The organism is Mesorhizobium sp. M6A.T.Cr.TU.016.01.1.1 (assembly GCF_003952585.1).
In the GTDB taxonomy this organism is placed as follows: domain Bacteria; phylum Pseudomonadota; class Alphaproteobacteria; order Rhizobiales; family Rhizobiaceae; genus Mesorhizobium; species Mesorhizobium mediterraneum.
Window position 1 is genome coordinate 5,981,357 of record NZ_CP034452.1, and the last position, 25,538, is coordinate 6,006,894.

The following is a 25,538-nucleotide window of genomic DNA, read 5'->3' on the forward strand; positions in this document are numbered from 1 at the left end:
TGTTAGGCGGACTTTCTGAGAAACGCTTCGCGCGCCGCGCGCAGCCTGGCGAAATCGTCGCCGGCATGGTGCGACGAGCGCGTCAGCGGGCTTGACGCCACCAGCAGGAAGCCCTTGGTCTTGCCGATGGTCTCGAAGGACTTGAATTCCTCCGGCGTGACGAAGCGGATAACCGGATGGTGCTTCTTCGACGGCTGCAGGTACTGGCCGATGGTCATGAAGTCGACATTGGCCGAACGCAGATCGTCCATCAGCTGCAGGATCTCGTTCCGCTCCTCGCCAAGGCCAACCATGATGCCGGATTTGGTGAAGATCGACGGATCGAGCTCCTTGACCCGCTGCAACAGCCTGATCGAATGGAAATAGCGGGCGCCCGGCCGGACCGTCAGATAGTTCGACGGCACGGTCTCCAGATTATGGTTGAAAACGTCGGGCTTCGCCGCCACCACGATCTCCAGCGCGCCTTCCTTGCGCAGGAAGTCGGGCGTCAGGATTTCGATCGTCGTCGACGGCGTTGCCGCCCTGATGGCGCGGATGACCTCGGCAAAGTGCTGAGCTCCGCCGTCGGCGAGATCGTCGCGGTCGACTGAGGTGATGACGACATGGGTCAGGCCCATTTGCTTGACGGCGTGTGCGACACGGGCCGGTTCATCGGGATCGAGCGCGGTCGGTATACCGGTAGCCACGTTGCAGAAGGCGCAGGCGCGCGTGCAGATTTCGCCCATGATCATGAAGGTGGCGTGCTTCTTTTCCCAGCATTCGCCGATATTGGGGCAGCCGGCCTCTTCGCACACCGTCACCAGCTTGTGCGACTTCACGATCTCGCGCGTCTCGGCATAGCCTTTCGACATCGGCGCCTTGACGCGGATCCAGTCGGGCTTGCGCAGCACGTCCTGGTCGGGCTTGTGCGCCTTTTCAGGATGCCGCAGGCGCGGCGCATTGGCGATCGTGTCGAGGACGGTGACCATCTGAAATCCGGTTCGTTGGCGATCGCCTGTCCGACGTTCGCTTTTCACAAGTCATCTAAGACTTTTCGCTCCAAAGAAAAAGGCCGCGGCGGCGCATGCCGCCACAGCCGCGTTCGCATGGCAAGAGTTCAGCAACTAACGGCGCACCATGCGCCCTACCCAGATCAGCAGGCAGGCACCGATGAAGCCGGTGATCAGATAGGCGATCCAGCCGGCGCCGAAGGCGCCGATGTTGAGCGCCTGCAGGATGGCATTCAGCACGATCGCGCCAACGATGCCAAGAATGATGTTCATCAGGATGCCGGTGTTGCTCTTCATGAACATCTCGGCAAGCCATCCTGCCAAACCGCCGATGATGATCGCTGCTACCCAGCCCACGCCGTTCACGTCCATATGCCCTATCCTTGTGTGATGAATGCATCCGGAAACGAATTACCTTGCCGTCGAGTTCCTTGGCTCTCGCGTGTTGAGCCTCAAGCGGCCGATTTATCATGCGTTCAGCGCGCGGCCATAGGCGTCTAGGACGCTTTCCTTCATCATCTCCGACAGCGTTGGGTGCGGGAAAATCGTGTGCATCAGTTCTTCCTCGGTGGTCTCCAGATTCATCGCCACGACAAAACCCTGGATCAGCTCAGTCACTTCGGCGCCAACCATATGCGCGCCAAGCAACTGCCCGGTTTTCTTGTCGAAAATGGTCTTGACGAAGCCCTGGTCCTCGCCGAGCGCGATGGCCTTGCCGTTGGCGGCGAACTGGAAGCGGCCGACGCGGATGTCCTTGCCCTCGGCCTTCGCCTTCGCTTCGGTCAGGCCGACGGAGGATACCTGCGGGTTGCAATAGGTGCAGCCCGGAATCTTCAGCTTGTCAGTGGCGTGAACGCCTGGAAAGTTGGCGATCTTTTCCACGCAGACCACGCCTTCATGTTCGGCCTTGTGGGCGAGCATGGGCGGGCCAGCGACATCGCCGATCGCATAGATGCCGGGCACATTGGTCTTGCCGTAGCCGTCGACGACAACGCAGCCGCGGTCGGTCTTCACACCGAGCGCTTCGAGGCCGAGATTCTCGATGTTGCCCTGCACGCCGACGGCCGAGATCATCCGATCCGCGGTGATCTTCTCGACCTTGCCGTCCTTCATCTCGACATGCGCGGTAACCGAGTTCGCGCCCTTCTCGACCTTGGTCACCTTGGCTTCGAGAATGATCTTCATGCCTTGCTTCTCGAACTGCTTCTGCGCGAATTTCGAGACCTCGGCGTCCTCGACCGGCATTACCGCCGGCAGCAGCTCGACCACCGTCACCTCGGCGCCCATGGTGCGGTAGAACGAAGCGAATTCGATGCCGATCGCGCCCGAACCCATCACCAGCAGCGACTTCGGCATCTCCTTCGGCACCATCGCCTCGAAATAGGTCCAGATCAGTTTGCCGTCAGGCTCGATGCCGGGCAGCGCACGCGGCCTGGCGCCGGTGGCAAGAATGATGTGCTTTGCGGTGTAGGTGCCCTCGCCCTTGACGCCCTTGGGCGCCGGCGGCTGCGGCTCCATCGGCTTCTTGGAGGATTTCGAAACAACAACCTCACCGGGCCTGGAGAGCTTGGCTTCGCCCCAGATGACGTCGACCTTGTTCTTCTTCATCAGGAAGGCGACGCCACCGTTCAGCCGCAGCGAGACCTTCCGCGAGCGGTCGACGACGGCAGCGGTGTCGACGCTGACCTTGCCGTCGATCTTCAATCCATAGTCCTTCAGATGATCCGAATAATGCATGATCTCGGCCGAGCGCAGCAGCGCCTTTGTCGGGATGCAGCCCCAGTTAAGGCAGATGCCGCCGAGATGCTCGCGCTCGACGATCGCCGTCTTGAAGCCGAGCTGGGCTGAACGCACCGCCGTGACGTAGCCGCCGGGGCCGGAGCCGATGATGATGACGTCGTAATTCTCAGCCATTTTGTGGTCCTTATTGAAGCGAGGCTTCACCGAAAGAAGGCTTCGGTATCGAAATTGGCTCGTACCTCAGTATTAAAGGCGCGAAAGCTGGCTCATGCACCAGTATCGAAAGGGCGTCGGAAACCCAGAGCCCCAGAAATGCGTAACCTGCGAGAAGCCGACTTCGGCGGCCCTGCCAATGCACAGCCAACCAAATGCCAATGATCAGAAATGCATTGACTATCATGTCGCTAACATCACGCGCACCAGCGGTGCCAGCGCCTTGCCAATGTTTCGCGTGTTTTCGGCATCGAGATGCACGCCGTCGAGCGGCGTAGTCGTCGCCACCGTTCCGGCATCGAAGAAGCCGCAGCCGGCCTCGTCGGCGAGGGCGGAATATTGTGGTGCCAGCCGCTTCGAGGCTTCATCGCCGCCGGCGAACATTTCCTTGAATTCGGCGTTTTCCGTACGGCTGACCGCGGGCGGCGCGACGATCAGGATCTGCGGCGCCGGCCAGTCGAACGGGTAGTCGTGCCCGCGCACGATATCGATCAGGCGCTCGATGCCTTGCTTAGCGGCGACCGGATTGCCGTGGATCCACGGCTTCATGTCGTTGGCGCCGAGCATGATGATGATCAGGTCGATCGGCGCATGCGTCATCAGGATCGTCGGCAGCACTCTAGCGCCGTTACGGTCGGCGCCGGCCAGATGATCGTCGAAAGCCGTTGTGCGGCCGTTCAAGCCTTCGGCAATGACTTCGATACCGCCTCCCAACGCCGCCTGCAGCACGCTCGGCCAGCGGTCCTCGAGCGGGTGGCGATCCAGGCTTGCCGCATCGTAGCCCCAGGTCAGCGAGTCGCCGTAGCAAAGGACTGTTTTCATGCGTTTGCCCCGCTCCTGCCAAATCCTGCTTGTGCGCGCTTTACCCGCCAGCCCACGAACAGCCACTGGACCAACACCGTGGCGAGGCCCGGCAGGACGAGGCCGGCGACAATGGGAAGATCGCTCGACCACTGGCTCTTTCCGGGTGGCTGGGAAAAAGTCCAGGTAATCAGGCCAACCCCGACGAGCACAAAAAACGCAACCGCGATAAGCGACGTCAGGTTTATCGCGCTTTGCGGGTTCGACATAAACTGCGCGATGAAGAGGGCGACCGTCACGAGGATGGTGACGAGAGCCGAGATCATGAACACAAGGATGTACTCTACGTCGGCATCAGTGGCGACGGCGAGCCCCTGCGCCACCAATCCGCCGGCCAAACCGGAAAGGATGAAGGCAAAAAGGCTGGTGAAGAATTTCCGCACCGCCTTTTTCCTTTCTAGACCAGCATGCCCATCGGGTTTTCGATCATGCGCTTGAAGGCGACGAGCAGTTCGGCGCCGAGCGCACCGTCGACGGCGCGGTGATCTGTCGACAGCGTCACCGACATGATGGTGGCGATCTTGATCTCGCCGCTCCTGACCACCGCGCGCTCCTCGCCGGCGCCGACCGCCAGGATCGTCGCATGCGGCGGGTTGATGACGGCGGCAAAGTCCTTGATGCCGAACATGCCGAGATTAGACACTGCCGTGGTGCCGCCCTGATATTCTTCCGGTTTCAGCTTGCGGCTGCGGGCACGGCTGGCAAGGTCCTTCATCTCATTGGAAATGACCGACAGGGTCTTTTCGTCGGCACGCCGGATGATCGGCGTGATCAGGCCGCCGGGGATCGAGACCGCGACACCGACATCGGCATGCTTGTGCTTGACCATGGCACTCTCGGTCCATGAGGCATTGGCATCCGGCACCGCCATCAGCGCCATCGCCATCGCTTTGATGACCATGTCGTTGACCGACAGCTTGTAGGCCGGCACCTCACCCTTGTCGGTCTTCTTCACCGGGGCAGCCGCATTGATCTGCGTGCGCAGCGCCAGAAGCGCATCGAGCTCGCAGTCGAGCGTCAGGTAGAAATGCGGGATGGTGGTCGTGGCCTCGACCAGCCGGCGCGCGATGGTCTTGCGCATGTTGTCGTGCGGAACAAGCTCGTAGGAGCCTTCGGCGAACAGTTTCAGCACCTGGTCGTCCGACATTGGCTTGGCTGCGACAGCTGGAGCCGGAGCGCCGGCGGGCGCCGCTTTTGCAGCGGGCGCCTTGGCGCTGCCGCTGGAAATAGCTGCATCGACATCGGCCTTGACCACGCGGCCATGCGGGCCGGAACCGGTCACCGCTGAGACGTCGACGCCGGCTTCCAGGGCGATGCGACGGGCCAGCGGCGAGGCGAAGGTGCGGCCGTCCGGCGATTGGCTGATCTCCCCCCTTGTGGGGGAGATGCCAAGTGGCGACAAAGAGGGCAGGCCAGAGGGGGGCGCTTTGCTCCCTACGGCTGGAGGGACAGCGCCCCCCTCTGTCGACTTCGTCGACATCTCCCCCACGGGTGGGGAGATTGGCGCCTTGTCCTGCTTGGCCTCGGCCTTTGCCGGCGCAGCGCCATCACCGCTCTTTGCGGCCGCCGCCGCATCCTCGCCCTCAGCCGCGAGCACGGCGATCAGCGCGTTGACCTTGACGCCTTCGGTGCCGGCCGGAACGACCAGCTTGGCGACCGTGCCTTCGTCGACGGCCTCAACTTCCATCGTCGCCTTGTCGGTCTCGATCTCGGCGAGCACATCGCCCGGCGAAACCTTGTCACCCTCCTTGACCAGCCATTTGGAAAGATTGCCCTCTTCCATCGTGGGCGAGAGGGCAGGCATGGTGATGTTGATCGGCATTTTGTCCTCCCGCCCTGCTCAGCGATATGTGACGGCTTTGACCGCCTCGACGACCTCGCCGACATTGGGCAGCGCCAGCTTTTCGAGGTTGGCCGCATAGGGCATTGGCACGTCCTTGCCGGCAATGGTGATGACAGGCGCGTCGAGGAAATCGAAGGCGCGCTGCGACACCTGGTTGGCGATGTGGTCGCCGACCGAGTTCTGCGGAAATCCTTCCTCCACCACCACCAGACGGTTGGTCTTCTTGACCGAAGCGATGATGGTGTCGAAATCGAGCGGACGGATGGTCCTGAGGTCGATGATCTCGGCATCGATGCCCATGCCGCGCAATTCGGCCTCGGCCTTGATCGCATAGGTCATGCCGATGCCGAAGGAGACGATGGTGACGTCCTTGCCTGATTTATGGATGCGCGCCTTGCCGATCGGCAACACGAAATCGTCCATCTTCGGCACGTCGAAGGAGTGGCCATAGAGGATTTCGTTTTCGAGGAAGATGATCGGGTTCGGGTCGCGGATCGCGGCCTTCAGCAACCCCTTGGCGTCGGCGGCGGTGTAGGGCATCACCACCTTCAGACCGGGAATGTGGCTGTACCAGGCGGCATAGCACTGCGAATGCTGGGCGGCGACGCGGGCAGCCGCGCCGTTCGGCCCGCGGAAGACGATGGGCGCGCCCATCTGGCCGCCGGACATGTAGAGCGTCTTGGCGGCGGAGTTGATGATCTGGTCGATCGCCTGCATGGCGAAGTTGAAGGTCATGAACTCGACGATCGGTTTCAGGCCAGCCATCGCGGCCCCAACGCCAACGCCGGCGAAACCATGCTCGGTGATCGGCGTGTCGACGACGCGACGCGGCCCGAATTCCTGCAGCAACCCTTGCGTGATCTTGTAGGCGCCCTGGTACTCGGCGACCTCCTCGCCCATGACGAAGACGTCGCCATCGCGGCGCATCTCCTCGGCCATCGCGTCACGCAACGCCTCGCGCACAGTGGTCGAGACCATTTCCGTGCCGGCCGGGATGTCCGGATCGGCGGCAATTTCGGTTCTCGGCGCGGCGGCGACAGGTGCCGCCGCCTCGCTCTTGGCCGCAGCAGGTGGTGGCGCTGCTGTTTCAGCCTTGGCAGGTTCTTCTTCGCCGACGCCTTCGCCGGCCTTGTCGATGTCTTCGCCATCAATGGCGAGCACAGCGATCAGCGCGTTGACCTTGACACCTTCGGTGCCGGCAGGAACCACGATCTTGGCAAGCGTGCCTTCGTCGACGGCCTCGATTTCCATCGTCGCCTTGTCGGTTTCGATCTCGGCGATGACGTCACCAGCGACGACCTTGTCGCCCTCGTTTTTCAACCATTTGGAAACATTGCCCTCTTCCATGGTCGGCGAGAGAGCGGGCATGAGAATTTCGATCGGCATGTCCTTGCCCTCTCTTACAGCACGATGTCGGTCCAGAGCTCGGACGGATCCGGCTCTGCGTCATTCTGGGCAAATTCGGCGGCGTCGGCGACGATATCGCGAACCTCCTTGTCGACGGCCTTGAGCTCGTCCTCATCGGCCCACTTCTTCTCGATCAGGCGCGCCTTGACCTGCTCGATCGGGTCACGCTCGGAGCGCATCTTCTGCACTTCTTCCTTGGAGCGGTACTTTGCCGGATCGGACATCGAGTGGCCGCGGTAGCGGTAGGTCTGCATTTCGAGGATCAGCGGCCCCTTGCCGGCGCGGCACCATTCGGCGGCGAGATCGCCGGCTGCCTTGACCGCGCGGACGTCCATGCCATCGACCTGGATGCCGGGGATCTTGAAGGAGGCGCCGCGGTGCGAAAAATCCGTCTCGGCCGACGAACGTGACACCGAGGTGCCCATGGCGTAGCGGTTGTTCTCGATGATGTAGATCACCGGCAGCTTCCACAGCGAGGCCATGTTGAAGCTTTCATAGACCTGGCCCTGATTGGCGGCGCCGTCGCCGAAATAGGTCAGCGTCACATTGTTGTTGCCGCGATAGCGGTTGGCGAAAGCAAGGCCGGTGCCGAGCGAAACCTGCGCGCCGACAATGCCGTGGCCGCCGTAAAAATGCTTCTCCTTGGAGAACATGTGCATGGAGCCGCCCTTGCCCCTGGACAAGCCGCCGCGGCGCCCTGTCAACTCGGCCATGACGCCGCGCGGCGACAGTTCCATCGCCAGCATGTGGCCGTGATCGCGGTAGGCGGTGATCATCTGGTCGCCATCGACCAGCGCCATCTTCATGCCGGTGACGACTGCTTCCTGGCCGATATAGAGATGGCAGAAGCCGCCGATGAAACCCATGCCGTAGAGCTGGCCGGCCTTTTCCTCGAAGCGGCGGATAAGCAGCATGCGCCGGTAGGCGTCAAGCTCCTCTTGCTTGGTGAAGTCGACAGGCTTGGGGGCTGAAAGCCCCGCCGATTTGCCGTCGGATCTGGATTTGGATTTGGCAGGCGCTTTTCTGGCGGCGGTGGCCATGCATCACTCCCTGTTGGCGTCTCTTGCGGACACTGAGGGAGATCAGTTCTCCCAACCGATTTTGGGGAGGCTAACACGCGAGAAGACGTTTCGCCATGCTGAAAATGCATGGCTGACATGCGTCTAAGCGATTAAAATCATTGAAAATATTTGCGATTAACTGAAATATGGTTATCTCGCCGTAGCCGGTAACATGATGGTGATTTCGTCGGCGTGAGACATATTGAGCGCCTTGCGCGCCTGCTCGTCAAGCATGTCCTTCTCCAGCGTGCCCTGATGCATGAGCTGAACGCGCCGCTGCAGGTCGAGCCGGCGCGCCTTGACGGCATCGAGCTTACCTTGCAGGTCGACGGTTTCGGCTTCCAACCGGTACTTGGAATAGATGCCGAATTCGCCGTGATAGGCGTGGAATCCGAAATAGGCCAGGAACACCACGCAGAGCGAGGGAATGATCAGCCGCCCGGTATTTCTCTGCTTGTGCTGACGTGTCCACATGATCCAAATCCCATAAAGCGCCGCGCGTCCTCTTGGACGAGCAAAGGACGCTCTAACGCTCTGCGACCTAGCCTCCTTTCTCGCCCAATTGTGCTTAATGGACGGTTACGGACGGCCGGATTTGGCGGTGTAAAGCAAAAAGGGCGGAGAATGCCCCGCCCTTTCATTCCGGATATTTTCGGCTGGCTCAGCCTTTGACGATCGACTTGCCGGCATAGAGCGCCTGCTTGCCGAGTTCTTCCTCGATGCGGATGAGCTGGTTGTACTTGGCCATGCGATCAGAGCGCGACAGCGAACCTGTCTTGATCTGCCCGCAATTGGTGGCAACCGCGAGATCGGCGATGGTCGAATCTTCGGTTTCGCCCGAGCGATGCGACATGACCGCGGTGTAGCCGGCCTTGTGCGCGGTCTCGACGGCGTCAAGCGTCTCGGTCAGTGAGCCGATCTGGTTGACCTTGACCAGGATCGAATTGGCGACGCCCATGCGAATGCCGTCGCGTAGCCGCGCCGTGTTGGTGACGAACAGATCGTCGCCGACCAGCTGGGTCTTCTTGCCGATGAGGTCGGTCAGCGTTTTCCAGCCGTCCCAGTCGTCCTCGGCCAGCCCGTCCTCGATGGTGATGATCGGATAGTCGGCGGCGAGCTTGGCCAGATATTTGGCCTGGGTCTTCGGATCGCGGGTCTTCTTCTCGCCTTCATAGACGTAGTTGCCGTCCTTGAAGAATTCGGTGGCGGCGCAATCGAGACCGAGCGCAACCTCTTCGCCCGGCTTGAAGCCAGCCTGCTCGATCGATTCCATGATGAAATCGAGCGCAGCGGGCGCGCTCTTCAGGTTAGGAGCGAAGCCGCCCTCGTCGCCGACATTGGTGTTGTGGCCGGCGTCCTTCAGCCGCTTCCTCAGCGTGTGGAAGATTTCCGAGCCCCAGCGCACGCCGTCACGCAGTGTCGGCGCACCGATCGGCAGGATCATGAACTCCTGGAAGTCGATCGGATTGTCGGCGTGGGCGCCGCCGTTGATGATGTTCATCATCGGCACCGGAAGCACATGCGCCTTGGTGCCGCCGACATAGCGGTAGAGCGGCAGGCCAGCCGCTTCCGCCGCAGCCTTCGCCACTGCCAGCGACACGCCGAGGATGGCGTTGGCGCCGAGCCGGCTCTTGTTGGGCGTGCCGTCGAGCTCGATCATGGTCTGGTCGATGTGGATCTGGTTCTCGGCTTCCATGCCGCCAATCGCCTCGAACAGCTCGCCATTGACGGCCTCTACCGCCCGCAGGACGCCCTTGCCGAGGTAGCGGGCGCCGCCGTCTCGCAGCTCGACCGCCTCATGCGCGCCGGTCGATGCGCCGGAGGGTACCGCAGCGCGGCCCATCGAGCCGTCTTCGAGCACGACGTCGACCTCGACGGTCGGGTTTCCGCGGCTGTCCAGGATTTCACGCCCGACAATGTCGATGATGGCGGTCATACGATGTCCCCGATTTGATCTGACGAAGCGTCGCGCACGTCTTAGCCAAAGTGCTGCAAAACGCAATCGGGGCGTCCGCAAATATTGCCGCCACCTCCGCCGTGCCGGTTCACAAAGCAAAAATTGCTGTCATCATAAGTCTTGGCGGCATGCGACTTTCTGGTTATGCTCGCACTTGCGCGGGGCGAAACAGGAGGAGTTTCGCCATGTCTCAGTTGAGCGGCATTGTGAGTTTGTTCCTGATCGCGGCGGCGTTTCTGACGTCGTGTGACACTCAGCAGCCTCAACAAGGCGCGGTAGAGTTGTCGACCCTTCAAGCGGCGGAGTAGATATCCTGCAGAAGAGGCCCTCGGTTCAACCGAGGGCCTTTTGATTCCGGCAGATCAAGGTCAGTGCCAATAAGGCTCGACCTTGTAGTAGCTGTATGAAGCATCACGCGCGGCCTCGCCGTCGGCGCCCGTCAGCTCGTTGATCGAATAGGCGGGAGCAGCCTTCAGTTGCTCCTTGGTGAACGGCACGACGTAGCCGCCCTTGTTCTCGTCATAGTCGAGGGTCGCCCACGGAATCGCATGATACTTCTCGCCGATGCCGAGAAATCCGCCAAAGCCGATCACGGCAAACATGATTCCATTCGACAACTTGTCGAGCATGACATCCTCGATGTCGCCGATATGCGTGCCTTCCGTGTTGTAGACTGATGTGCCGATGACCCGCGAGGCAGCGATGGCTTCTGTGTGTCCTGTCTGGGTTGTCATTGTGTACTCCTCGTTGTCGTTGACGCTATGCTTGACAATGAGGGGCGCGAATGAAGGTTCCAGACTTTTCGACGCCAGTCGGTCACTCAGCCAAGATGAAGGTGACCTTCATGTTGACGCGGTAGGCGGAGATCTTACCGTCCTCGACGACGACCTTCTGGTCCTGGATCCAGGCGCCTTCGACGTTCTTTAAAGTCTTTGCAGCGCGCGCAATTCCCAGTTCGATAGCGTCCTGAAAGCTCTTCTTCGACGATGACGTGATTTCGGTGACACGGGCGACGGGCATGGCTTCCTCCTCCAAGGTACTCGGTTGCCTGGACAGCGTACAACCGGCACCTGTTGACCACAAGTTTAGAGGGAGGCGGGACTTAGGACCCTGGGCATGCTCAGCCCTTGGCGACGCGGTCGAATGCCATCAGCCTTTCAAGCAGGGCCGGGAGATCCTTCAGCGGCACCATATTGGGGCCATCGGAGGGGGCGTTGTCGGGATCCTGGTGCGTCTCGATGAACACGCCGGCGACGCCGACAGCAACCGCGGCGCGCGCCAGCGTCTCGACGAAGCGCCGATCGCCACCCGTGGAGCCGTCCTGCCCGCCCGGCTGCTGCACGGAATGCGTGGCGTCGAAAATCACCGGCGCGCCGATCTCGGCCATGATCGGCAGGGCGCGCATATCGGACACCAGCGTGTTGTAGCCGAAGGATGCGCCGCGCTCGGTAACCAGCACGTTGGCGTTGCCGGAACCGGTGATCTTGGCGACGACGTTCTTCATGTCCCAGGGCGCGAGGAACTGGCCCTTCTTCACATTGACGACCTTGCCGGTTCTTGCAGCCGCGATCAGCAGGTCGGTCTGGCGGCTGAGGAAAGCCGGAATCTGCAGGATGTCGACATGCGGCGCCACGACCGCGCACTGTTCCTCGGTGTGGATATCGGTCAGGATCGGCAGCGAAAACGCCTTGCGCAAATCGTCGAAGACCGGCAGCGCCGCATCGAGCCCGGCGCCGCGCGTGCCGCCAAGCGAGGTGCGGTTGGCCTTGTCGTAGCTGGTCTTGTAGACGAGGCCCAGTCCCAGCTTCTCAGTCAGTTCCTTCAGCGCGCCAGCCATATCGAAGGCGTGCTGGCGCGATTCAAGCTGGCACGGGCCGGCAATCAGCGACAGCGGCGCGGTGTTGCCGAAGACGACATTGCCGACGGTTACGGACGAATTGGGCTTGCTCATGCGATCTCCCGGAAGATGAAGGCCACACCCTGTCCGTGTGCCGGCCGCACGACAATATCATTGCCGCGTATGTCGTGTTCGACGGAATTGGCTGCAAGCAGCTTTGCGACCGTGTCTGCGCGGCGAACTGAAAAGACTACCCCGGCGAAGCGGAGTTCCGATGGCGCGCCGGCAAGTATGCCGACGCGCGCTTCGAAAGCGGCGGGGTCAAGCAGGGTCAAGGTCGCGTTCGGCAGGCCAAACGCGGTGCTCCCCTGTCCGGCCGTGGGACTGCGCGCCGCGATCGAGATCAATCGGTGCTGTTCGGATGGCTGGTCGCTGACCGCCACGACTTCGATGATGCCGGTTGCGCCATTGGGGTGGATCTGCAACGCGGTGCGATCCACTTTCGGCGCATTGATCCGCTCGCAGGCGAACAGGAATGCGTCCTTCGCCCCGGCACCGGAGGCGAAGGCCAGTTTGAACGATGCCGTGTCGCTCTTTCCAGCTGTGTCAGCGAAGGCGCGCGAAAAGCTCAGCATGTCTCCGGCCGACAGGCCGGCTTCGACATAGCGCATATGATCTGCGTTCGCATTTTCGGTGCCCAGGACAAGGGCGGAAAATCCCTCATTGCCGCGCTCGTCGCGATAGGCACGATCGCGCGCGACGAAGACGTTGCCGTCCGCGATCGCTTTCGCCGCCGCTTGCGCGTTGCCCACCGCCAGCGGCTCGAGGTAAGTGCCGTCTTCAAGGAAGACGCAGCAGTTTTCCGTTCCGAAAGGATGGATGCCGGTCGGTGCCACGACAAATCCAAGCGAAACCAGCCGCGCCCGCGCCACGTCGAGGCTGGCGGTCGGCAGCACAAGATGGTCAAGCGGATGAGGGCCTGGCGGATAAGGGCTTGGCGGATAAGGGCCTGCTGGCAGCGTTTCGGTCATGCCGGCGCGGTGTGCATCATTCCGGAAATTGGTTCAAGAGCCTCGTCTGACGCCGCAAAGATCCAGGTGGCCGATCGCGCGGCGTCAGTACGCGAGCCTCCGGAACACTTGCCGCTGTCGGAAACCAACCTACGTGATCCAAATGAGAAAGATATTGTTCATAGCGGCAGCGGTCGTCGCGATGGCTGTTATTGCCATACTGGTCTGGCGTGCGCCGAAGCAGCCTGGCGCCGATCTGACCGAACCGACCGCTGCTCAGACGGAGTAAGCGAAGCACGTTGCTCCTGCTTCGGTCGATTTCTTTTCAGGACGCCGCCACAACATCCGCCGAATATCGCAATTCGCGCAGCGGTTTGACCTGGCTGGTCGTCTCGCCATAGAGCGGATGCGCCTTGTAGGCGGCCAGCGCGGCCTCATCCTCGAATTCGGCATAAACGACCACGTCGATCTCGTCCGAAAGCGGGTCGACCTTGGTGTTGAGTGTCACCTCGAAAAGACGGGAATGTGGGATATTGCCCAGCGCCAGCAAGCCCGTGCGTACGGCCTCGACATCCTCTTTGTGCCGCGCGCTGAAGAAAACGATATGCCGGATCAACCCAGCCTCCTCGATCGATGTGCAAGCGTGTTTTGTGTGGGCAAAACGGTCGCGTCAACCGGCAACGATGTCGCGGCGACAACGCGTTGAGCGCGAAAGAAACCTACACCAGGCTGGTGATGTAGCGCACGATGCGCGTTATCTCCCTGACCGTGGTGTCGAGATAGCGGCCCTGATTGTAGATTCCGTCCCAGATCAGGAAGAACGTGACGGTGCAGATGACGATAACGTAACGCATGGCTACAACTACTGCATCTGGGTGATTGCAACCATAGTGATTCCGGCGTTGATCAGCGCCCTCCCCCAAAATCTGTCCATTGATCCGTGTTCGCTTGCCCCTTGCCTCTTGAAGCTCCCTTTGATGAGATGAAAGATTGCTGCGGGGATTCATCAGGAAGCGGCGTTCGCGCTCTGACGAATGAACTGCGAGTGTGGAAACCGGCCATTTTGTGCCGGCTCCGCAGAAGTCCGGGGGCGTGACATGGCTCACAAGGAAGACACCGGCGTTGCGTGGGGCGACGCGGTCAGGCTGGACGAATTCAATTTCGCCGATACCGTCAAGGGCCTGCCGGCCAAGGCGCGCATGGTGTTGTCGGCGGCGATGAACCTGCCGCGTGGCTCGCTCAAGGTGAGGATGCCGGACGGCCGCGCCGTCCTCGTCGGCGGCAAGGCGCCGGGTCCGGACGCCGAACTGGTGCTCAAGAACTGGCGCTTGCCCGGCCGCGCCTTCACCGGCGGCACCATCGGCATCGCAGAATCCTACATCGACGGCGATTGGGACAGTCCCGATGTAACCAGTTTCCTGGAACTGTTCGTGGTCAATTCGGAAATCGGAGAGCGCATCGCCGGCGGCGCCAGCTGGCTCATCAACGCCGTCCAGCGTGTCCGCCACTGGTTCAACCAAAACACCCGCACGGGCTCGAAGCGCAACATTTCGGCGCATTACGATCTCGGCAACGCCTTCTACAAGGAATGGCTGGATCCGAGCATGACCTATTCGTCGGCGCTCTATGCGACTGGCGCCAACGATCTGGAAAGCGCGCAAGCCGCCAAGTACCGCGCGCTGGCCAAGGACACGGGCATCGGCGCGAAAGACCACGTGCTGGAAATCGGTTGCGGCTGGGGCGGCTTTGCCGAATTCGCCGCGCGCGAGATCGGCTGCCGCGTCACCGGATTGACCATCAGTCGCGAGCAGCATGATTTCGCCAGAGCGCGCGTCCAGAAGGCTGGACTTGCCGACAAGGTCGACATCAAGCTGCAGGACTATCGTGACGAGACCGGCACCTACGACCGCATCGCCTCGATCGAGATGTTCGAGGCGGTCGGCGAAAAATACTGGCCGGTGTTTTTCGGCAAGATGAAGGATTGCCTGCGGCCCGGCGGCACCGCCGGCCTGCAGATCATCACCATCAACGAGAAGGCCTACGACACCTATCGCGCGCGGCCGGATTTCATCCAGCGTTACGTCTTCCCGGGCGGCATGCTGCCGACGCCATCGATCCTGAAAACGCTCGGTAAAGACCATGGCCTCGCTCATCTGCGCGAGCGCATTTTCCCGGACGACTATGCCCGCACACTCGCCGAATGGCGCCACCGCTTCTGGGCGTCATGGGAAAAGATCGTGCCGCTCGGTTTCGACGACCGCTTCAAGAAACTCTGGGAGTTTTACCTGCACTATTGCGAAGCCGGCTTCCGCGCCAGCTACATCGATGTTCGCCAGGTGGTCTACAGAGCTTAGGTCAGTCCGGCGACATCATCGCTTGATTTGCGGCCACGCTATCATCTGGCTGCCGTGAAAAAGTCCGATCCCGACGCAAGATGCGGCGCCAAGAATTGGAATCACATCATGCGCAAACGGACGATCTTCCTCGTTGCCATTCTTGTCGTCGCGAGCGGCATCTGGCTCAACAACAGCTCGCTGCTGTCGAGCCGTCTGGCCGGCACGCCGGCGGTGCTAGCCCATCGCGGCATGGCCCAGGATTTCGACCGCAAGGATCTTGGCCCCGACACTTGCACGGCCGAACGCATGCTGCCGCCACGCCATCCTTTCCTTGAAAACACGATCCCCTCGATGGAAGCCGCCTTCGCGTCTGGCGCGGACGCGCTCGAACTCGATGTCCACCCGACCACGGATGGCAAGTTCGCCGTCTTCCACGACTGGACGCTGGATTGCCGCACTGAAGGCAAGGGAGAAACGCGCGCCCATGCCATGTCCGAGTTGAAGGCGCTCGATGTCGGCTATGGCTATACGGCTGATGGCGGCAAGACCTTTCCGTTTCGCGGCAAGGGGATCGGCATGATGCCGTCGCTGGACGAGGTGCTGCAGCACTTCCCGAACCGCCGTTTCAACATCAACATCAAAAGCAACGACCCCAAGGAAGGCGAGACGTTGGCCTCCTGGCTCGCCACGCTGAAGCCAACCGAGCGCGCCGGCTTGACTGTGTATGGCGGCGACAGGCCGATCGCGGCGGTCAAGACGGCGCTGCCAGACATGCATACGCTGAGCCGTGCATCGCTGACCCGATGCATCCTGCGCTATGCGGCGCTCGGCTGGAGCGGCTACGTTCCGGAGGCGTGCCGGCAGGGGACCCTGCTCATCCCGATCAATGTCGCCCAATGGCTGTGGGGCTGGCCCGACCGTTTTCTGGATCGCATGGATGCCGTCGACACCCGCGTCTACCTGCTCGGCCCCTATGCCGGCGGCGGCTTTTCGCAAGGGCTCGACGAGCCCGAACTGATCGACCAGTTGCCGGACGGCTATTCCGGCGGCATTTCCACGGACGCGCTGGATCTGGTCATGCCCGTGATCAAGCGGCGTTTCGCACCGCCAGCTTGAAGCGCCAAACCCTACGCCGCTGTAGGCGTGGGTTTGAGTTAGCGCGCAAAAGCTTTGTCTTCAGAGAGTGATGCGGTACTTGGCAAACCCTGCTTCGCCTTCGCCTGCCGGTTCGATCTTCAGCGACTTCACCTGCGCAATAAAATCCTTCGCCTTGGCGCCGGTCTCGAACACCACGCTGGTTCCAGGCATTGGCGCAAACGACCAGTTGGCGTCCGCCGACGGGTTGATCGTGCCTTGGCTGATGAGGTAGCGCACGATCACGTCGCGGTTGGTATCCGGCGCCTCGTAGATGATCTTCGAGGCGTCGATCTCCGGGAAATTGCCGCCACCGCCGGCGCGGTAGTTGTTGGTGGCGACGACGAATTTTCGTTGGGGATCAATTGGTTTTCCGTCGAACATCAAGTTGACGATGCGGCTCGATCCGGCGTTCACCAGCCCGCCCTTGGAATCATATTTCGGCGGCCGCGACAGATCGATCCGGTAGGTGACGCCGTCGATCACGTCGAAATTGTAGGATGGGAAATCGGTGTTGATGAGCGGCTGGTCGGGCTTACCGGGCTCGATCTGGTTGAAGATACCGGCCGACATTTCCAGCCAATCCTTCACTTCAGCCCCGGTGATTTCGACGGCGCGGACAGTGTTCGGATAGAGATAGAGATCAGCGACGTTCTTGATGGCGATGTCGCCCACGGGAACGTCGGTATAGTAGTCGGCGCCGTTGCGCCCGCCGGTCTTGAAGGGCGCCGCCGCCGACAGCAGCGGCACGTCCTTCCACTGCGTATTTTTGAGGATATCCCTGAGATACCAGGCCTGCGCCTGGCTGACGATCTGCACCGACGGATCGTCGGCGACCAGCGCGAAATAGGAATAGAGCGGCGCCGAGGTTTTCCCGACCGGCCGGCGCACATAGGCAAGCGTCGCCTCGTGATCTTCTTTCAGCGCATCGACGATGCGCTGGTCGTCAGCGACCGTCGGCTTGTTCGCCTTCTCGACCCGCTCGTAGATCGGCCGTGCCTCGGAGGTCGCCGAGACGACCCGCCATTTCGACCCGTCGCGCTCCAGCAACAAGTCGATCAGACCCATATGCGAGCCCCAGAAGCCGCCCATGACGGCAGGCTTGCCCTGCAGCGTGCCCTTTTCAGTATCGACGGCCTCGAGCGCCTGAAAGTCCTTCTTGCCGGGAAAGACGAGATGCTGGTGGCCGGTGAACACTGCGTCGATGCCCTCGACGCCAGCGACGAAGAACGAGGCGTTTTCCATCATGTCGCCCTGCTTCACGTCGATGCCGGAATGTGAGAGCGCAATAATGATGTCGGCGCCCTCCTCCTTCATCTGCGGCACCCACGCCTTGGCCGCCTCGACAATGTCGCGCGTCTTGACGTTGCCCTCGAGATTCTTCAGGTCCCAGACCATGATCTGCGGCGGCACGAAGCCGATGACGCCGATCCTGAGAGGCTGCTCGGCGCCGGACCCGTCCCTGATCTTCTTGTCGAGGATGACGTAAGGCTTGAGATAGAGCTTGTCGTCCCGCGGGTTCGCAGCGAGTTCGGTGCCGCGGATCAGGTTGGCGCAGACGAACGGAAAATTGGCGCCCGCCAGCACCTTGTCCATGAACGGCAGGCCGTAATTGAATTCGTGGTTGCCGAGCGTCGAGCATTCATAGCCGAGCAGGTTCATGCCCTTCATGACCGGATGCAGGTCGCCATCCTTCATCCCCCGCTCGTAGGCAATATAGTCGCCCATCGGGTTGCCCTGCAGAAGGTCGCCATTGTCGATCAGCATCGCATTGGTGGCTTCCTTGCGCACCGCATCGATCAGCGAAGCGGTGCGTGATAGTCCCATCGTGTCGTTCTCTTTGTCGGCGTAGTAATCGTAAGGCAGGACATTCACATGGATGTCGGTCGTCTCCATGATCCTGAGATGCGCCTGATTCCCCTGAGCGCGAGCGGAGAACGGGTGAAGCATGATCAGCGCTCCGGTGGCGGCGGCGCTGGCAAGGAACCCGCGACGGGAGACGGGTTGAAGCAGTTCGAGCATTGCTTTGTTTTCTCCTGTTCGACGGCATGTCAGGCTTCGGCAACATGCCTGCCTTCAACGGCGTGCCAAGCCCTGCCCGAAGCAAAGCTTCGCGCCGAAATCCGGTCGAGTCCATCAGGAACAGATGACGTGCCGATGAATGCGCGCGGGCGGAGACGTCAGTTCCTGTCGTCGTCGCCTTGGGTGATTAGCCGCGCGCTGCGCTGACCTGTCACGTAGATCCATAGCCAGCTCAGTGAAACCGCAAGCCGGTTACGGAAGCCGATCAGGAAGTAGATGTGCGCGAGGCCCCACAGCCACCAGGCCGGCCGGCCGGTGAGCTTGATCCAGCCGAAATCGATCGCGGCGGCGCGCTTGCCGATCGTGGCCAGATCGCCGTCATGCTTGTAGTGGAACGGCCGCGGGGTTGCGTCGCCGGCAAGCCGGGCCTTGATCGTCGCGGCGACATGCCGGCCTTGCTGTTTGGCGGCAGGTGCTACGCCGGGCACCATGCGGCCATCCGGCCGCAGGACGTGCGCAGCGTCACCGACGACGAAAATCTCGGGGCTACCCGGCACGGTCAGGTCGGGCTCGACCAGCACCCTGCCCGCACGGTCCGCCGCCGCCCCCAGCCATTCGGCGGCCGGCGAAGCGGCGACCCCGGCTGCCCACAGGATCGTCCTGGCCGGCAAGTGCGTATCACCGAAAACCACGCCCTCGGCATCGCAGCGCGTGACGGGCCGGCCGAGTTCGACCGTCACGCCGAGCCGCTCGAGCGCCTTGCTGGCGTAATCGGAGAGTTCCGGGGCGAAATTGGGAAGGACGCGGTCGCCGGCCTCGATCAGCACCACGCGCGTCTGCCGCGTGTCGATGTTGCGGAACTCGCCGCGCAGCGTGTCGTGCGCCAGTTCGACAATAGTGCCGGCCAGTTCCACGCCGGTCGGCCCGCCACCGACGATCGCCAGCGTAAGCAGCGCCTGGCGCTTGGCGAGATCGGTTTCCCGCTCGGCCTGCTCGAAGGCGAGCAGAATGCGCCGTCGAATGGTGGTGGCGTCCTCCAGCGTCTTCAGCCCCGGTGCGAAAGGCTCCCATTCGTCATGGCCGAAATAGGCGTGGCGGGCGCCGGTGGCCAGCAGCAACGTGTCGTAGGCGACCGCATTGCCATCATCGAGCAGCACGCGTTTGCCGGCGCGGTCGACACCGCTGACGGTGGCGAGCAGCGTCGTCACGTCCTTGCGCTTGCGCAGGAGATGGCGGATCGGCCAGGCGACTTCCGAGGTCGCCAGCGCCGTTGTCGCCACCTGGTAGAGCAGCGGCTGGAAGAGATGGTGGTTGCGCTTGTCGATCATGGTGATGCGCACCGGCGCACCGTCAAGCGCGCGGGTGAATTCGAGACCCCCAAAGCCTGCCCCGACGACAACGACATGATGGCTGGATTCATTCATCTCATTCACTCTGGGAGAGCAATTCACAAAGGCTGATGTAGATAGTTTTGTGCACTGCAACAACATCCAACTTTGCCGACTGCCAGCTCTAAGATGTCGCGAATGTACATGCCCCCATCCTGCCGGCGGGTATAATTTCGTCGAAACAGACGACGGGAGTGGAACTTGGATAGCGATCATGACGACGGTCCGGCGCACTATTCTTCGCCGCCTTGCTTCATGCACGAGCTCGACCCGGAATTCCGGGCGCCCCTATCCGACTGGACCGACGTCAAACGATGGCGCAAGGCCGAGCGCGAGCGGCTGATTGCAGCCCGGCTCGCTGTCTCGGCTGACGTGCGCACGGCAATGTCGCAGCGCATCGGCGAAAGCCTCGACGCGGTTATCGGCGCCATCGAGGGCCGCATGGTCAGCCTCTATTGGCCGTTCCGCGGCGAGCCGGATCTGCGGCCATGGATGGCGTCCATCAATGAGCGCGGTGGCCGTACCGCACTGCCTGTTGTCATCGAGAAAGGCCGGCCGCTTATCTTTCGCGCCTTTGCACCGGGCGACCGGCTGGAGAAGGGTGTCTGGAATATCCCGATCCCGGCTGAAGGCGATCCGGTGCTGCCCGACATCGTCATTTCGCCGATTGTCGGCATCGATCCGGGACAGTATCGGCTGGGCTATGGCGGCGGTTTCTTCGACCGGACGCTGGCGACGATGCCGTTCAAGCCGCTGGTCATCGGTGTCGGTTATGAGTTGCAGCGCATCGCCACCATCTACCCGCAACCGCATGACGTACCGATGGACCGGGTGGTGACAGAGGCCTTCGAGGCCTAAGCCATCTCCGGCTTCATCCCCACGGCCGTTCGGTCGACGATCTCGCGCAAGGCGAAGGACGAATTGATCTTCGTCACATGCGGCATCGCCGACAGCCACTCCTTGTGGATGCGCTCATAGTCGACGAGGTCCTTCGCCGCGATGCGCAGTATATAATCGTATTCGCCTGACATGAGGTGGCAGGACAGAACATTCGGGCAGCGCTTTATCGCCGCCTCGAAATCCGACAGTGTTTTCTCGAATTGCCCCGATAGCGATATATGCACGATCGCCGTCATCTGGTGGCCAAGAGCGGCATTGGAAAGCCGGGCGTGATAGCCGCGGATGGTTCCGGATTTCTCCAGATTGTCCAGCCGCCGCGAGCAGGCCGACTGCGATAGGCCGACCTTCTCGGCAAGCGCCGCGTTGGGTATCCGCCCATCCTTCTGCAATGTCTCGAGTATGGCGATATCGATCCTGTCGAGCGGCATTTTTCGGGATTCCTGCGACAATCCATCTATTTTGCGCAACGATTATCGAACCACACCCTCTTGCGCAAGCGCATTCGCAAACACCTACGGGACGATTCGTGGTTCACTATCTCTGGACAGGGAACATGCCCCAAAGGGCTGGATCAGGAGGAGAAGAAGATGCGCGTCGGCTGCCCCCGGGAAATCAAGAACCACGAATACCGCGTCGGCCTGACGCCGGGCTCGGTCCGCGAATATGTCGCGCATGGCCACGAAGTGCTGGTCGAGACCGGTGCCGGCGCCGGCATCGGCGCCGACGACAACGCCTATCGCGCCGCCGGCGCCACCATCGCCAAGACGGCCGCCGACGTGTTCGCCAAGTCCGACATGATCGTCAAGGTCAAAGAACCTCAGCCCAATGAATGGGCTCAGCTCCGTGACGGCCAGATACTCTACACCTATCTCCATCTCGCTCCAGATCCGGAGCAGACCAAGGGCCTGCTGGCCTCGGGCGTGACGGCCATCGCCTACGAGACCGTCACCGACGACCGCGGCGGCCTGCCGCTGCTGGCGCCGATGTCGGAAGTTGCCGGCCGCCTGTCGATCCAGGCCGGCGCTACCGCGCTGCAGAAGGCCAATGGCGGCCGCGGCGTGCTGCTCGGCGGCGTGCCCGGCGTGCTGCCCGGCAAGGTCACTGTGCTCGGCGGCGGCGTCGTCGGCCTGCATGCCGCCCGGATGGCGGCAGGGCTTGGCGCCGACGTCACCATCATCGACCGTTCGATCCCGCGCCTGCGCCAGCTCGACGATATCTTCGGCGGCCGCGTCCACACTCGCTACTCGACCGTCGAGGCGCTGGAAGAGGAATGTTTTTCGGCTGACATCGTCGTCGGGGCCGTGCTGATCCCGGGTGCCGCCGCGCCGAAACTCGTTTCGCGCGAAATGCTATCGGGCATGAAGAAAGGTTCCGTGCTGGTCGACGTCGCCATCGACCAGGGCGGCTGCTTCGAGACCTCGCACGCCACAACCCATGCCGAGCCGACCTATGAGGTCGACGGCGTCATTCACTATTGCGTCGCCAACATGCCGGGCGCGGTGCCGGTCACCTCGGCCCATGCGCTCAACAACGCGACTCTGCATTATGGCCTGCAGCTCGCCGACAAGGGCCTGAAGGCGCTGGTCGACGATCATCATTTGCGCAACGGCCTGAATGTCCACAAGGGCAAGATCACCAACCGCGCGGTGGCCGAAGCACTCGGCTACGATCTGGTCGAGCCGAAGGCCGTTCTCGCCGCCTGAACCCGCCCCTGATTCCTTCCCCACAGAGCCGCCGACGCCCGTCGGCGGCTCTGTTTTTCCACAAGCAGATTTCACGGTTTGCGATTAGCTGACCGGTTTTGCTCGGCTTGCTTGCAATCTGCTCCTCCTGTGACTTTTTTGCTACAGCGGCCAGTATGGGCTGCTGCTAGAGACGTGCTGGGTTTCAAAGGGGTTAGGGGCAATGATCAGCAAAAGATTCGCAAAATCTGTTCTTCTTGGCGCGGTTTCGGTGCTGGCGCTCGGATCGGTTTCTCATGCCGCCGACGCGGTTGTGCCGGTCGTCGAGACGTCCGGCTTCAACTGGAGTGGCATCTATGTCGGCTTTGGGGTTGGCGCCGGCGCCAATGTCCACGAGCTCAGCAGCGATTTCCTTCCCGGCTTCTCGTTGAACGGCATTGGCGGTGAAGGCGTGTACGGTGAACTGACCGTCGGCTACGACTACATGGTGTCGCCGCGCTTCCTGATCGGCGGGCTTTTGGACGCCCATGTCGGCAACATTGAAACCACGCTCGATGTTGCTGGATTGGACGCTTCGATCCGCGAGACCTATGGTTTCGACGCTGGTTTGCGGGTTGGCTACCTCTTCACGCCAAACACTTTGGGCTATGTGCTCGGCGGCTATTCCTGGCAGAAGTACAAGCTCGACACGAACGCAGGTTTTGACTTCGATTGGGACCAGAGCGGCTACTTTGTCGGAGCTGGCGTTGAAACGGCCATCAACAGCAACTGGACCATCAAGTCAGAATATCGCTATACCCGCTTCGGTACTCAGAACATTCTTTCCGAGTTCGATATACCGGATGGCGTTCTCGACACGGACACCTCGCGGCATACGTTCCAGGTTGCGGCCAACTATCGGTTTGGCGCTCAGAATGGCGGGGTCGCCTCTTTTGAAGCCCCTGCCTACAACTGGACCGGCTTCTACATCGGTGGAGCGGGCGGTGCGGGCGCATCGGTGCATCAGATCGACGTTCCGCCGGTTGGCCTTGAGTTCAACGGGGTCGGCGGCGAAGGCGTGTTCGGTGAATTGAACGTCGGCTACGACCATGATTTCGGCAGCTGGGTGGCAGGCGTCATGGTCGATGCTCGTTACTCCGGCATGACCACGGAGCTGGATCTCGGAGGCGGATCCGTCAATCTGGATACTGATTACGGTTTCGATGTGCTTGCTCGTGTCGGTATGAAAGTCAACGAATCAACCCTCGCCTATGTGCTCGGCGGCTACAGCTGGCAGCACTTCGATCTGAATGCGTCCTCACCCATCGGTGATATCCTCGATTGGGACTCCAGCGGCTTCTCAGTTGGTGCCGGCCTGGAAACGGCTATGTCCAGCAATGTGACCGTCGGCCTCGAATACCGCTATTCGCAGTTCTCCGAGAAGGATTTTTCGTCGGATATTGGGGCGCCGGATGACAGCCTCACCTCCACGCCTTCGTTCCACACCGTCCGTATCGGTGCGAAGTACAAGTTCAACTAAAACCGTCCAGACAACAGTCAAAGCCCGCCGGTCGTTCCGGCGGGCTTTTTCTTTGGGCGAGAGAATGCGGGCAACAAAAAAGCGGAGCCAAAGCCCCGCTTCCTCGGATGTCGAGACTTCCCGCCGGTTCATCCGCGGTCGGCAAATCGATCGACAATGCTTTTCTAACGCGACATTGCGACAGGCATACGACAGCTGCGACAGATGATCGTCACGCGCGCTCGATCCGGCACTGGTAGCAATTGTTGCGCGCCGAGCGGACATGCACATAGGCGATGTCGTCGCGCTCGAACAAAGTCTCTGCCCGCGCCGCGATAGCGCCCGTCGGGATGACGCCGCCGCTGCCATAGACGATGCGGTCGTCCTTGCCGTAACCGCGCACGATGTAGTCGGTGCTTTCGAGCATTTCGGGAAGCGCCTCGGCTTCGGCAGCGCGCTCGCATTCCTCGGCGTGCAGGAAGATCGGCCCGGTCTCGGCATAGGGCTGCAATTCCGGGAATGGTCGGTAGGCCAGGATGAGATAGGCGTCGCCGGCGGCCACGTTGTTCAGGCAGTGGCGGCAAGGCACGCCGTCACCGTCGGATATTTTCCGCTCTGGTCTCAGGCCGTAAGCGTCCGGCCCGCCGCGCTGCAAGGCTCTGACATCTTCCGTGGGCAAGGCTTTGAACTGGATGGTCATGGCGAAATCTCCGGTGTCGTCGACCGGAAATTACGCCGCTGCGCCAGCGCTTCCCACCCGATTCCTGCCAATTTGGATCAGTCCATCAGGGCGTCGAGACCGCGCACCAGCCCTGTGATCTCCTGTACACGCCTGATAGCGAGCAGCGTGCCGGCCACGTAAGGAGCGGCGGACGAGCCGGCGTCGTGACGAATAGTCAGCCGCTCGTCGGGCAGGCCGAACAGTGCCTCGCAGGACAGGATGTAGGAAGGCAGGCGAAGCGCATGCACCTGCACCCCCTCGCCCGCACCGACCGCCGCGCCGCGCGTTCCAGGCACACCGGAGACCTCCGAGACCGGCCGCGCGGTCGAAGCCTTGCGGACATCGGCCAGCGCCTCCGCAAGCTCCCGCGCGGTGCCGGACGGCGCGTCGGGCTTCTTGGCGCTGGCATAGTCGATGACCTCGACATCCGGCACATATTTCGCCGCCATCAGGGCAAACCGCTTCATCAGCGTGGCGGTGATCGAAAAATTGCCGGCCGCAATGACGCCGACACGATTGGCGCGTGCTGCAGCGTCGATCTCGGCAAAATCGGCCGCACCCAGCCCCGACGTGCCGATCACAACGTGCCGTCCTTTTTCGATGGCCAGCAGCGCATGGTCTTTCACGACATGTGGCTTGGTGTAGTCGACCAGCACGTCCGACGGCACCTCCAGCGCTTCGGCCAGCAACGCGGAAACGATGATGCCACTAGCCGGCGTGCCAACCAGCAGGCCGGAATCCTGCCCCGCGCCGCTGCGTGACACTGCCCCGGCCAGCGCCATGTCGCCTTGCGCCCCGATCGCCGGAACCAGCGCCTTGCCGACCCAGCCGGTCGCGCCGGCCATCACCACCCGTATCGTCATCGTTTGGTCCTTTCGCGCCATCACATTGGGTTTGAATGACCAGCGATATGGAAAGAACCCGGCTCATTCAAGCCGG

At 61.8% G+C, this 25,538-nt stretch carries 27 protein-coding genes; 6 read left to right on the plus strand and 21 right to left on the minus strand.

Annotated elements, in window-relative coordinates; genetic code table 11:
- Positions 1 to 2: 2 nt before the first annotated feature.
- From lipA to EJ075_RS28945, 14 genes are all read right to left on the minus strand, one after another.
- Positions 3 to 968 carry a lipoyl synthase gene (gene lipA, locus EJ075_RS28880; protein WP_126106662.1) on the minus strand — a complete coding sequence of 322 codons (966 nt, stop codon included), beginning with the start codon at positions 966 to 968 and terminating at the stop codon, positions 3 to 5.
- A 135-nt stretch (positions 969 to 1,103) separates the two neighbouring features.
- Positions 1,104 to 1,361, minus strand: coding sequence for a GlsB/YeaQ/YmgE family stress response membrane protein (locus tag EJ075_RS28885; RefSeq protein ID WP_095488615.1), 258 nt, complete (start codon positions 1,359 to 1,361; stop codon positions 1,104 to 1,106).
- A 96-nt stretch (positions 1,362 to 1,457) separates the two neighbouring features.
- On the minus strand, positions 1,458 to 2,903 hold the full coding sequence (gene lpdA, locus EJ075_RS28890) for a dihydrolipoyl dehydrogenase (protein ID WP_126106663.1): 1,446 nt from the start codon (positions 2,901 to 2,903) through the stop codon (positions 1,458 to 1,460).
- Positions 2,904 to 3,125: 222 nt separating this feature from the next.
- Entirely contained in the window at positions 3,126 to 3,764 is a 639-nt protein-coding gene (locus tag EJ075_RS28895) for an SGNH/GDSL hydrolase family protein (protein ID WP_095488613.1), read from the minus strand.
- Positions 3,761 to 4,186: a hypothetical protein gene (locus tag EJ075_RS28900; protein WP_126106664.1), complete on the minus strand. Its 426-nt coding sequence runs from the start codon at positions 4,184 to 4,186 to the stop codon at positions 3,761 to 3,763. The genes EJ075_RS28895 and EJ075_RS28900 overlap by 4 nt, the downstream gene beginning before the upstream one ends.
- Positions 4,187 to 4,200: 14 nt before the next feature.
- Positions 4,201 to 5,625 (minus strand): pyruvate dehydrogenase complex dihydrolipoamide acetyltransferase, encoded by a 1,425-nt coding sequence (locus tag EJ075_RS28905; protein ID WP_126106665.1) that lies wholly within the window; start codon positions 5,623 to 5,625, stop codon positions 4,201 to 4,203.
- A gap of 18 nt (positions 5,626 to 5,643) precedes the next feature.
- Complete coding sequence (locus EJ075_RS28910; RefSeq protein WP_095488610.1) at positions 5,644 to 7,032, minus strand: pyruvate dehydrogenase complex E1 component subunit beta; 1,389 nt, start codon at positions 7,030 to 7,032, stop codon at positions 5,644 to 5,646.
- Positions 7,033 to 7,046: 14 nt separating this feature from the next.
- Positions 7,047 to 8,093 carry a pyruvate dehydrogenase (acetyl-transferring) E1 component subunit alpha gene (pdhA, locus tag EJ075_RS28915; protein WP_126106666.1) on the minus strand — a complete coding sequence of 349 codons (1,047 nt, stop codon included), beginning with the start codon at positions 8,091 to 8,093 and terminating at the stop codon, positions 7,047 to 7,049.
- Between the two features lie 171 nt (positions 8,094 to 8,264).
- Positions 8,265 to 8,588, minus strand: a complete 324-nt coding sequence (locus EJ075_RS28920) for a septum formation initiator family protein (protein WP_095488608.1) — start codon at positions 8,586 to 8,588, stop codon at positions 8,265 to 8,267.
- Positions 8,589 to 8,775: 187 nt separating this feature from the next.
- Positions 8,776 to 10,050, minus strand: coding sequence for a phosphopyruvate hydratase (gene eno / locus EJ075_RS28925; protein ID WP_095488607.1), 1,275 nt, complete (start codon positions 10,048 to 10,050; stop codon positions 8,776 to 8,778).
- A 389-nt stretch (positions 10,051 to 10,439) separates the two neighbouring features.
- Positions 10,440 to 10,805 (minus strand): PRC-barrel domain-containing protein, encoded by a 366-nt coding sequence (locus EJ075_RS28930; RefSeq protein WP_095488605.1) that lies wholly within the window; start codon positions 10,803 to 10,805, stop codon positions 10,440 to 10,442.
- 82 nt (positions 10,806 to 10,887) lie between these two features.
- A complete protein-coding gene (locus EJ075_RS28935; protein WP_095488666.1) occupies positions 10,888 to 11,091 on the minus strand; it encodes a dodecin family protein in 204 nt (67 codons plus the stop codon).
- A 100-nt stretch (positions 11,092 to 11,191) separates the two neighbouring features.
- Complete coding sequence (gene kdsA, locus EJ075_RS28940; protein WP_126106667.1) at positions 11,192 to 12,022, minus strand: 3-deoxy-8-phosphooctulonate synthase; 831 nt, start codon at positions 12,020 to 12,022, stop codon at positions 11,192 to 11,194.
- Entirely contained in the window at positions 12,019 to 12,939 is a 921-nt protein-coding gene (locus EJ075_RS28945; RefSeq protein ID WP_126106668.1) for a VOC family protein, read from the minus strand. The genes kdsA and EJ075_RS28945 overlap by 4 nt, the downstream gene beginning before the upstream one ends.
- A 142-nt stretch (positions 12,940 to 13,081) precedes the next feature.
- Between EJ075_RS28945 and EJ075_RS34080 the strand changes: the two genes are divergently transcribed.
- A complete protein-coding gene (locus EJ075_RS34080; protein ID WP_281033440.1) occupies positions 13,082 to 13,207 on the plus strand; it encodes a hypothetical protein in 126 nt (41 codons plus the stop codon).
- A gap of 36 nt (positions 13,208 to 13,243) precedes the next feature.
- Here the strand turns inward: EJ075_RS34080 and EJ075_RS28950 are convergent, their stop codons facing one another.
- Together EJ075_RS28950 and EJ075_RS34085 are read right to left on the minus strand one after the other, a co-directional pair.
- On the minus strand, positions 13,244 to 13,534 hold the full coding sequence (locus EJ075_RS28950) for a Dabb family protein (RefSeq protein ID WP_095488602.1): 291 nt from the start codon (positions 13,532 to 13,534) through the stop codon (positions 13,244 to 13,246).
- Positions 13,535 to 13,637: 103 nt separating this feature from the next.
- A complete protein-coding gene (locus EJ075_RS34085; protein WP_281033441.1) occupies positions 13,638 to 13,772 on the minus strand; it encodes a hypothetical protein in 135 nt (44 codons plus the stop codon).
- A 243-nt stretch (positions 13,773 to 14,015) separates the two neighbouring features.
- Between EJ075_RS34085 and EJ075_RS28955 the strand changes: the two genes are divergently transcribed.
- Together EJ075_RS28955 and EJ075_RS28960 are read left to right on the plus strand one after the other, a co-directional pair.
- Positions 14,016 to 15,272 carry a cyclopropane-fatty-acyl-phospholipid synthase family protein gene (locus EJ075_RS28955; RefSeq protein ID WP_126106669.1) on the plus strand — a complete coding sequence of 419 codons (1,257 nt, stop codon included), beginning with the start codon at positions 14,016 to 14,018 and terminating at the stop codon, positions 15,270 to 15,272.
- A gap of 108 nt (positions 15,273 to 15,380) precedes the next feature.
- Complete coding sequence (locus EJ075_RS28960; RefSeq protein ID WP_126106670.1) at positions 15,381 to 16,370, plus strand: glycerophosphodiester phosphodiesterase family protein; 990 nt, start codon at positions 15,381 to 15,383, stop codon at positions 16,368 to 16,370.
- Between the two features lie 60 nt (positions 16,371 to 16,430).
- On the opposite strand, the gene EJ075_RS28965 is transcribed toward EJ075_RS28960, so the two are convergent.
- Entirely contained in the window at positions 16,431 to 18,410 is a 1,980-nt protein-coding gene (locus tag EJ075_RS28965; protein ID WP_126106671.1) for a bifunctional 2',3'-cyclic-nucleotide 2'-phosphodiesterase/3'-nucleotidase, read from the minus strand.
- Between the two features lie 158 nt (positions 18,411 to 18,568).
- Positions 18,569 to 19,834 carry an NAD(P)/FAD-dependent oxidoreductase gene (locus tag EJ075_RS28970; protein WP_126106672.1) on the minus strand — a complete coding sequence of 422 codons (1,266 nt, stop codon included), beginning with the start codon at positions 19,832 to 19,834 and terminating at the stop codon, positions 18,569 to 18,571.
- A 165-nt stretch (positions 19,835 to 19,999) separates the two neighbouring features.
- On the opposite strand from EJ075_RS28970, the gene EJ075_RS28975 reads away from it, so the two are divergent.
- Positions 20,000 to 20,656, plus strand: coding sequence for a 5-formyltetrahydrofolate cyclo-ligase (locus tag EJ075_RS28975; protein WP_126106673.1), 657 nt, complete (start codon positions 20,000 to 20,002; stop codon positions 20,654 to 20,656).
- On the opposite strand, the gene EJ075_RS28980 is transcribed toward EJ075_RS28975, so the two are convergent.
- On the minus strand, positions 20,653 to 21,126 hold the full coding sequence (locus tag EJ075_RS28980) for an Lrp/AsnC family transcriptional regulator (protein WP_095488596.1): 474 nt from the start codon (positions 21,124 to 21,126) through the stop codon (positions 20,653 to 20,655). The two genes, EJ075_RS28975 and EJ075_RS28980, sit on opposite strands and share 4 nt — an antisense overlap.
- Before the next feature lie 159 nt (positions 21,127 to 21,285).
- Between EJ075_RS28980 and ald the strand changes: the two genes are divergently transcribed.
- Positions 21,286 to 22,401, plus strand: a complete 1,116-nt coding sequence (gene ald, locus EJ075_RS28985; protein ID WP_126106674.1) for an alanine dehydrogenase — start codon at positions 21,286 to 21,288, stop codon at positions 22,399 to 22,401.
- A gap of 202 nt (positions 22,402 to 22,603) precedes the next feature.
- Positions 22,604 to 23,899 carry an outer membrane beta-barrel protein gene (locus EJ075_RS28990; protein WP_126106675.1) on the plus strand — a complete coding sequence of 432 codons (1,296 nt, stop codon included), beginning with the start codon at positions 22,604 to 22,606 and terminating at the stop codon, positions 23,897 to 23,899.
- 211 nt (positions 23,900 to 24,110) lie between these two features.
- On the opposite strand, the gene EJ075_RS28995 is transcribed toward EJ075_RS28990, so the two are convergent.
- Both EJ075_RS28995 and dapB read right to left on the minus strand, forming a co-directional pair.
- Positions 24,111 to 24,578: a DUF1203 domain-containing protein gene (locus EJ075_RS28995; protein WP_126106676.1), complete on the minus strand. Its 468-nt coding sequence runs from the start codon at positions 24,576 to 24,578 to the stop codon at positions 24,111 to 24,113.
- 77 nt (positions 24,579 to 24,655) lie between these two features.
- Positions 24,656 to 25,462: a 4-hydroxy-tetrahydrodipicolinate reductase gene (gene dapB, locus EJ075_RS29000; protein ID WP_126106677.1), complete on the minus strand. Its 807-nt coding sequence runs from the start codon at positions 25,460 to 25,462 to the stop codon at positions 24,656 to 24,658.
- Positions 25,463 to 25,538: the final 76 nt, after the last annotated feature.

Bases quoted from the DNA above. Each gene is read 5' to 3' on its own strand.
- EJ075_RS28935 (WP_095488666.1), bottom strand. From the start codon at position 11,091: ATGCCCGTCGCCCGTGTCACCGAAATCACGTCATCGTCGAAGAAGAGC.
- eno (WP_095488607.1), bottom strand. From the start codon at position 10,050: ATGACCGCCATCATCGACATTGTCGGGCGTGAAATCCTGGACAGCCGC.
- lipA (WP_126106662.1), bottom strand. From the start codon at position 968: ATGGTCACCGTCCTCGACACGATCGCCAATGCGCCGCGCCTGCGGCAT.
- kdsA (WP_126106667.1), bottom strand. From the start codon at position 12,022: ATGAGCAAGCCCAATTCGTCCGTAACCGTCGGCAATGTCGTCTTCGGC.
- EJ075_RS28965 (WP_126106671.1), bottom strand. From the start codon at position 18,410: ATGCTCGAACTGCTTCAACCCGTCTCCCGTCGCGGGTTCCTTGCCAGC.
- EJ075_RS28895 (WP_095488613.1), bottom strand. From the start codon at position 3,764: ATGAAAACAGTCCTTTGCTACGGCGACTCGCTGACCTGGGGCTACGAT.
- EJ075_RS28960 (WP_126106670.1), top strand. From the start codon at position 15,381: ATGCGCAAACGGACGATCTTCCTCGTTGCCATTCTTGTCGTCGCGAGC.
- EJ075_RS28930 (WP_095488605.1), bottom strand. From the start codon at position 10,805: ATGACAACCCAGACAGGACACACAGAAGCCATCGCTGCCTCGCGGGTC.
- pdhA (WP_126106666.1), bottom strand. From the start codon at position 8,093: ATGGCCACCGCCGCCAGAAAAGCGCCTGCCAAATCCAAATCCAGATCC.
- dapB (WP_126106677.1), bottom strand. From the start codon at position 25,462: ATGACGATACGGGTGGTGATGGCCGGCGCGACCGGCTGGGTCGGCAAG.
- ald (WP_126106674.1), top strand. From the start codon at position 21,286: ATGCGCGTCGGCTGCCCCCGGGAAATCAAGAACCACGAATACCGCGTC.
- EJ075_RS28945 (WP_126106668.1), bottom strand. From the start codon at position 12,939: ATGACCGAAACGCTGCCAGCAGGCCCTTATCCGCCAAGCCCTTATCCG.
- EJ075_RS28970 (WP_126106672.1), bottom strand. From the start codon at position 19,834: ATGAATGAATCCAGCCATCATGTCGTTGTCGTCGGGGCAGGCTTTGGG.
- EJ075_RS28920 (WP_095488608.1), bottom strand. From the start codon at position 8,588: ATGTGGACACGTCAGCACAAGCAGAGAAATACCGGGCGGCTGATCATT.
- EJ075_RS28905 (WP_126106665.1), bottom strand. From the start codon at position 5,625: ATGCCGATCAACATCACCATGCCTGCCCTCTCGCCCACGATGGAAGAG.
- EJ075_RS28885 (WP_095488615.1), bottom strand. From the start codon at position 1,361: ATGGACGTGAACGGCGTGGGCTGGGTAGCAGCGATCATCATCGGCGGT.
- EJ075_RS28990 (WP_126106675.1), top strand. From the start codon at position 22,604: ATGATCAGCAAAAGATTCGCAAAATCTGTTCTTCTTGGCGCGGTTTCG.
- lpdA (WP_126106663.1), bottom strand. From the start codon at position 2,903: ATGGCTGAGAATTACGACGTCATCATCATCGGCTCCGGCCCCGGCGGC.
- EJ075_RS28910 (WP_095488610.1), bottom strand. From the start codon at position 7,032: ATGCCGATCGAAATTCTCATGCCCGCTCTCTCGCCGACCATGGAAGAG.
- EJ075_RS34080 (WP_281033440.1), top strand. From the start codon at position 13,082: ATGAGAAAGATATTGTTCATAGCGGCAGCGGTCGTCGCGATGGCTGTT.
- EJ075_RS28955 (WP_126106669.1), top strand. From the start codon at position 14,016: ATGGCTCACAAGGAAGACACCGGCGTTGCGTGGGGCGACGCGGTCAGG.
- EJ075_RS28980 (WP_095488596.1), bottom strand. From the start codon at position 21,126: ATGCCGCTCGACAGGATCGATATCGCCATACTCGAGACATTGCAGAAG.
- EJ075_RS28995 (WP_126106676.1), bottom strand. From the start codon at position 24,578: ATGACCATCCAGTTCAAAGCCTTGCCCACGGAAGATGTCAGAGCCTTG.
- EJ075_RS34085 (WP_281033441.1), bottom strand. From the start codon at position 13,772: ATGCGTTACGTTATCGTCATCTGCACCGTCACGTTCTTCCTGATCTGG.